The 6,641-nt window shown below is 68.8% G+C and carries 5 protein-coding genes and 2 pseudogenes; 1 reads left to right on the top strand and 6 read right to left on the bottom strand.

From position 1 onward, the window contains the following. Positions 1-148, top strand: a pseudogene (locus ACNFOC_RS11455) (short-chain dehydrogenase); the annotation flags it as partial. Between the two features lie 215 nt (positions 149-363). Here ACNFOC_RS11455 and ACNFOC_RS11450 read toward each other — a convergent pair. The 6 genes and pseudogenes from ACNFOC_RS11450 to ACNFOC_RS11425 form a co-directional block, all read right to left on the bottom strand. Next, positions 364-888, bottom strand: a pseudogene (locus ACNFOC_RS11450) (ATP-binding cassette domain-containing protein); the annotation flags it as partial. Next, the gene (locus ACNFOC_RS11445; RefSeq protein WP_416958975.1) at positions 885-1,838 is read right to left on the bottom strand and encodes an ABC transporter ATP-binding protein; all 954 of its coding nucleotides are present in this window, start codon (positions 1,836-1,838) and stop codon (positions 885-887) included. The pseudogene ACNFOC_RS11450 and the gene ACNFOC_RS11445, both read right to left, overlap by 4 nt. Positions 1,839-1,841: 3 nt before the next feature. After that, positions 1,842-2,762, bottom strand: coding sequence for an ABC transporter permease (locus tag ACNFOC_RS11440; RefSeq protein ID WP_416958974.1), 921 nt, complete (start codon positions 2,760-2,762; stop codon positions 1,842-1,844). Positions 2,763-2,775: 13 nt separating this feature from the next. Then, complete coding sequence (locus ACNFOC_RS11435; RefSeq protein ID WP_266864737.1) at positions 2,776-3,753, bottom strand: ABC transporter permease; 978 nt, start codon at positions 3,751-3,753, stop codon at positions 2,776-2,778. 95 nt (positions 3,754-3,848) lie between these two features. Beyond that, positions 3,849-5,531, bottom strand: coding sequence for an ABC transporter substrate-binding protein (locus tag ACNFOC_RS11430; protein ID WP_416958973.1), 1,683 nt, complete (start codon positions 5,529-5,531; stop codon positions 3,849-3,851). A 74-nt stretch (positions 5,532-5,605) separates the two neighbouring features. Continuing rightward, on the bottom strand, positions 5,606-6,598 hold the full coding sequence (locus tag ACNFOC_RS11425) for a LacI family DNA-binding transcriptional regulator (protein WP_416958972.1): 993 nt from the start codon (positions 6,596-6,598) through the stop codon (positions 5,606-5,608). Between the last annotated feature and the right edge of the window lie 43 nt (positions 6,599-6,641).

Raw genomic sequence — 6,641 nt, 5'->3', positions numbered from 1 at the left:
GTGTAGAGCGGCGCGGATCGAGTCCTCCGTGGTCGCGCCGCTCTACACCGCGTCCAAGGCGGCCCTGACCATGCTGACCACCCAGTACGCCAAGGCGCTCAAGGACGTTCGCGTCAACGCCGCCGATCCTCGGCGAGATCGGACTGACCGGGCTGCGGATCGCGGGGCGTCCATGACGGCCAACGCGTCGCCGCCCTCGACGAGTTCACCGGCGAACATGACCATCGTGGTGTCCGCGAGGTAGCGGGCGGAGCCCAGGTCGTGCGTGATGTAGAGCATGGCGATGTTCCGCTCGTCGCGCAGGCGCCGCATCAGGTTGAGCACGCCGACGCGCACGGAGACGTCCAGCATCGACGTCGGTTCGTCGGCCAGGATGAGCCTCGGTTCCACCGCCAGCGCGCGGGCGATGGAGACGCGCTGCCGCTGGCCGCCGGAGAGTTCGTGCGGGTAGGACTGGAGCATGTCCTCGGTCAGGCCGACCGTTTTGATCAGCTCGCGCAGCGCCTCCGGTGTGGCGGAGTGGCCGTGCAGGACGAGGGCCCGGGTGAGGAAGTGCTCGATGCGGTGGACGGGATTGAGTGAGCCGAAGGGGTCCTGGAAGACCATCTGGACCTCGCGGCGGTACGCCCGTGACACCCGGCGCCGCTCGGTGCGCAGGATGTCCTCGCCGTCGAGCAACACCTGTCCGGCGGAGGGCTGTTCGAGGCGGGCGAGGCAGCGGGCGATGGTGGACTTGCCGCTGCCGGACTCGCCGACCAGGGCGGTGATCCGGCCGGCGGGGAGATCGAAGGACACGTCGTTGACGGCTCGGACGCGGCGCCGGGAGAAGACGGTACCGACCTGGAAGTCCTTGGTCAGACCGCGTACGGACAGCAGGGGTTCGGTCATCGGGAGGCTCCCTGGGAACTCTGGGCCACCCACCGGCCGGGCGCGATCTCGCGCAGGTCGGGGATGTTCGTGGAGCAGTCCGAGCGGTCCTCGGGACAGCGGACGTGGAAGCCGCAGCTGTCGGCGGTGCGCGGGGCGTCGAAGAGGCCGGTGAGCTCCTGGCGCGGGCCGGTCAGCGGCGGGAAGGCGTTCATCAGCGCCTCGGTGTAGGGGTGCAGCGGTCCCGCGAACAGGTCCTTGGCGTCGGCGAGTTCGACGATCCGTCCGCCGTACATCACGCCCATGCGGTCCGACAGCTCGATCATCAGGGACATGTCGTGGGTGATGAAGAGGATGGAGAAGCCGAGCTCCCGCTGGAGGTCGCGGATCTGCGCCATGATCTCCTGCTGCACGACCACGTCGAGCGCGGTGGTCGGCTCGTCCATGATCAGCAGCCTTGGTTTCAGGGCCACGGCCATGGCGATGACCACGCGCTGGCGCATTCCGCCGGAGAGCTGGTGGGGGTACGCCTTCAGCCTTCCCGGGTCGATGCCGACCAGCTGGAGCAGCTCGCCGGCCCGCTCCCGCGCGGCCCGCTTCCTCATCCGCTCGTGGGTGGTGAAGATGTCGACGATCTGCTCGCCGATGGTCAGGACGGGGTTGAGCGAGTTCATCGCCGACTGGAAGACCATGGCGATCTCCCGCCACCGGAAGGCGCGCAACTCCCGTGCGTCCAGGGCGAGGACGTCGCGGCCCTGGAAGCGGATGCTGCCCGCGGTGATCTCCGCCGGGGGCTTGAGCAGGCGCATCACCGCGTTGGCGATGGTCGACTTGCCGCAGCCGGATTCTCCGGCGAGGCCGAAGATCTCTCCGGCGCCGATGGAGAAGGAGACGTCGTCGGCGCCTACGACGGTGCGTCCGTCGCCGCGGTATTCGACCCGGAGGCCGTTCACCTCAAGTACGGGTTCCATGGCTCAGCCCCTCCTCTCACGGCGGGCACGGCGGTTGCGCAGCCTGGGGTTGGTGATCTCGTCGACCGCGTAGTTGACCAGCGCGAGCGCGAAGGCGACCAGCGCGATGCACAGCCCGGAGGGAACGAAGGCCCACCACGCGCCGGTCATCAGCGCGCCGTCGTTGCTCGCCCAGTACAGGTTGGTGCCCCAGCTGACGACGCTGCTGTCGCCGAGGCCGAGGAACTCCAGGCCGGCCTGGGCGCCGATGCCGAAGATCACGCAGCCGAGCAGCGTGGTCATCACCACGGACGCCATGTTGGGCAGGATCTCGCGGAACATGATCCGCAGGGGGCGCTCCCCCGTGACGACGGCCGCGGCCACGAAGTCCTTGCCGCGGATCGACTTGGCCTGCGCGCGCAGGACCCGGGCCGAACCCGCCCAGCCGGTGACGACGAGGACCAGGATCACGGTGGAGGTCCCGGGCGGCAGGAACGCGGCCAGGATGATGAGCAGCGGGAGGCCGGGCAGCAGCAGGAAGATGTTGGTGACCAGGGTCAGCGCGTCGTCGACGACGCGGCCGAAGTACGCGGCCGCGAGACCGACGACGATGGCGACCGCGGTCGCCACGAGCCCCACGGTGAACCCGACAAAGAGGGAACTGCGCGCACCCCAGAGGGTGAGGGCGAGCACGTCCTGTCCCTTGGCGGTCGTACCGAGCCAGTGCGCGGCCGAAGGGGCCTGGCTGCCCGTGGAGTTGATGAACGACGGGTCGCCCGGTGCGAGGACGGGTGCGAACAGGGCGAGCAGCGCGAAGAGGGCGAGCAGGATCAGCCCGGTCAGCGCCTTCTTGCTGTCGATGAGCTGGCGCAGCAGTCCGCGCCGGCGGGAAGCGCTCGCGGGGGCCGTCGGCGTGGTGGCCGTGGCGATGTCGATGGCGGTCATGTCGGCAGCCTCCTCAGCGGACGCGGACGCGCGGGTCGAGGCGGACGTAGACGAGGTCGACGAGGAAGTTCGCGATCAGTACCGCCGCCGTGATCGTCAGGAAGATGCCCTGCATCAGCGGGTAGTCCAGACCCTGGACGGCGATCAACAGCTGGTAGCCGATGCCCGGGTAGGCGAACACGACCTCGGTGAGCAGGGCGCCGCCGACGACGAAGCCGAGCGCCATGCCGAAGTTGGTGACGGAGGGCAGCAGCGCGTTGCGGGCGGCGTAGCGGAACATGATCCGCGAGGGGCTGAGCCCCTTGGCCTCGGCCATCGTGATGTAGTCCTCGGCCGCTGTGGCGATCATGGTGTTGCGCATGCCGAGCATCCAGCCGCCGATGGAGACCAGCACGATGGTCAGCGCGGGCAGCACCAGGTGGGTGGCGACGTTGGAGAGGAACTCGCCGTTGAAGCCGGGGGTCAGTCCGACGTCGTAGGCGTGCCGCATGGGGAACCAGCCGAGGCTCACCCCGAACAGGTACAGCGCGCCCATCGCCAGCCAGAAGTACGGGAACGAGCCGACGAAGATCAGCAGCGGCGGGAAGGCGGAGTCGAGGACGCCGCCGCGCCGCCAGGCGGCGACGATGCCGAGCAGGTTGCCGAGCACGGCCGCGATGACGAGCGCGACGCCGCCGAGGAGCAGGGTCCAGCCGATCTGCGAGCCGATCACGTCGGAGACCGGGGTCGGGAAGCGGGAGATGGAGATGCCGAGGTCGCCGGTGAAGACGCTCTTGACGTAGGAGACGTACTGCTCCCAGAGGGGGCGGTTGTCGAGGCCGAAGAGTTTCCGCAGCTGGGCTATCTGGTCGGGCTGCATGGTGCCCTGGGCCTGCGCGAACATCCGGGAGACCGGGTCGCCCGGCATGAAGCGCGGGAGAACGAAGTTCAGGGTGATGGAGGCCCAGAAGGCGAGCAGATAGAACCCCAGGTTGCGCAGGATCAGACGCACGGGTCGTGCTCCCTGTCGATGGGGGGTGAACGTGTGGCTCGGTGCGCGGGGGCGGCCGTCCGGGGAGGAGGGCGGCCGCCGGTCCGCGGGCGGCTTCAGCCCTTGACGGGCTTCAGCGACGTGAGCACGAGGACCGTGCTGCCGTTGCGGTTGCCGAGGGTGGCGTACGGGTTCTTCGCGGAGGGCCAGCCGGTGAAGCGGGCGTCCGTGTACGCGCCCCACTCGGGGCCGGTGAACAGCGGGACGACGGGCGCGTCCTCGTTGTACAGCTCCTGGAGGCCGTTCATCTGCTCGGCCTGCGTCTTCTCGTCCGTGGCGGCGGCGAAGGCGTCGATGAGCTTGTCGGCCTTCTTGTCGCCGAAGCGGTGGTAGTTCTCCGTGGCCTGCTTGCCGACCGGCTGCACCATCCTGGTCGACATCACGCCGCGGAAGTACTCGTACGGGGTGGCGCCGTTGTTGCTCCACACGATGCCGGTGTCGAACGTGCCGGTGTTGTACGAGGACTGGACCGCCGACCAGTCGGGCGTCTTCACGGTGGCGGTGATGCCGACCTTCGCCAGGTCCTGCTTGATGATGTTGGCGACCGAGATCCAGTCGGAGGAGGCGGAGCCGACGGAGATGTCGAGCGTGAAGTTCTTGCCGTTCTTCAGCTTCCGCTTGCCGCCGCTCTCCTTGTAGCCGGCCGCGTCGAGGGCCTTGGCCGCAGCGGCGCTGTCGTACTTCGTCCAGGTGCAGGAGGCGGCCAGCGAGGTGTCGCGCCACTTGTCGTACGTGCGGGCCAGGCCCGTGCAGTCGGCGGGTTCGGCGTAGCCGTTCATCGCGACCTGGGTGATCTGGTCGCGGTCGACGGCCATGCTGAGCGCCTTGCGGACGGCCGGGTCGTTGAACGGCGCCCTGGTGGTGTTCAGCTGCCAGTTGATCATGGCGCCGGTGGCCGGGAACCAGTAGTGGTTGTGCTTCTTGTCCTTGGCGACGAAGGACTTCTCGATGTCCGGGATGAACGACTGCGTCCAGTCCACCTCGCCGCTGGTGAAGGCGATGTTGGCGCTGTCGTTGCCGGAGAAGGCGAGCATCTGGATGCCGGCGATCCGCTGCTTCGCGGGCTGCCAGTAGTCGGGGTTCTTGCGCAGCTCGTACGACTGGCTCTGGAACTTCTCGATCTTGGTGTACGGGCCGGTGCCGACCGGGTTCGGGTTGGTGAACTTCGCCGGGTCCTTCACCTTGGACCAGATGTGCTTCGGCAGGATGTAGTGGCCGCTGATCTCGTAGAAGGCGGTCGAGAACGCCTTGTTGAAGGAGAACGTCACCGTGTGGGCGTCGACCGCGGTGACCTTGTCCAGATAGTCGAAGCCGCCCAGCACCTTCTTCTGGAGCTCGAAGGTGTAGACGACGTCGGCGGCGGTGAGCGCCTGGCCGTCCGACCACTTGACGCCGTCGCGCAGCGTGAAGGTGAGGGACTTGCCGTCCTTGGCCTGCTCCCACTTGGTGGCCAGCCACGGCGTGTCCTTGGCATCCGCCATGCTGTGCACGACCAGCGGCTCGTAGACCGCCTGGAGGGTCATGGGGGCGGCCTGCGGGGAGAGCGGGTTGAAGTTGCGCGTGAACGTCGCCAGATCCTCGCGCGGGATGGTGAGCAGCTGATTGCCGGAGGTGTCACCGGCGCCGGCGGCGCCCGAGCCACCCGTGCAGGCGGACAGGACCAGGGCCGCGGCGGCGGTCGCGGTGACCGCTCTCAGGACGGCTCGGGGCCGCCGTGAAGGTATGCGGGAGGGTGCCATAATGGAGACTCTTTTCCTCTCTTCAACACACAGGGCGAAGACGGGATGGGATTACTCGGCGGACTGATTCGCAGTCAGACCGACGAGCGTTCGAGCAGCGGGCAGTCGATCGTCACCTGACGGGTGTCGAGCGGCTGCCCCGCTGCGAGAGCGGCGAGCATGTCGATGCCCTTGGTGCCCATGGCCTCGAAGGGCAGGGCGAGCGTCGTCAGCTTCGGCCGCAGATAGGCGGCGATGAGTTCCTGGTTGTCGAACCCCACCACGGCCACGTCGTGCGGGATGCGCAGCCCACGTTCCTTGATCGCGTCGTACGCGCCCATCGCCATCCGGTCGTTTCCGCAGAACAGCGCGGTCGGCCGGTCGCCGGCCGGACGGTCAAGGAGTTCACCGGCGGCGGTGTAGGCGCTGTCGGCGGTCGCCCAGCCGGGGACGACGAGGGAGGGGTCGGGGGTGATCCCGGCCTCGCGCAGGGCACGTTCGTACCCTTCGCGCCTGCCGACGGCGGCCGGGATCGCCGGGTCGAGGTTGATGAACCCGATGCGGGTGTGACCGGCGTCCAGGAGCCGGCGGGTCGCCTTGTACCCGCCCGACACCTCGTCGGGCAGGATGCACGGCAACTCCCCTTCCTCGTCATAGCAGTTGACGAGCACCGTCGGCACCTCCCGGGCGGCCTTGGGGAGCGTGACGGCGCGGTGCCAGGTCGTGGCGTACAGCAGCCCTTCCACGCGGTGCTCCAGCATCTGGTCGAGCGCGGCGGCCTCCTGGGCGGGGTCGCCCTCGCTCGCGGCGATCAGCAGGAACCTCCGGTCACCCCAGGCGCGGCTCTGCGCGCCCGTGATCACCTCGCCCGCGAACGGGCCGGTCACGATCTCGGTGATCAGCCCGAACCACCCGCTGCGGTTCGCGGCCAGCGCCCGCGCCCCGGCGTTGGGCCGGTAGCCGAGCTCGTCGATCGCCGCCAGGATCCGCCGACGGGTCTCCTCGGGGATGGCGGCACCGGGCTTGTCGTTGAGGACGAAGGAGACGGTGGTCCGCGAGACGCCCGCGTGGAGCGCCACATCGCTCATGGTCACGCGATGCGTCCTGTTCGTGGCCACTTCCAGTCCCCTT

Origin of the sequence: Streptomyces colwelliae (genome assembly GCF_048158785.1) — a bacterium.
Lineage (GTDB): Bacteria > Actinomycetota > Actinomycetes > Streptomycetales > Streptomycetaceae > Streptomyces.
This window is presented reverse-complemented; position numbering and strand designations above follow the sequence as displayed.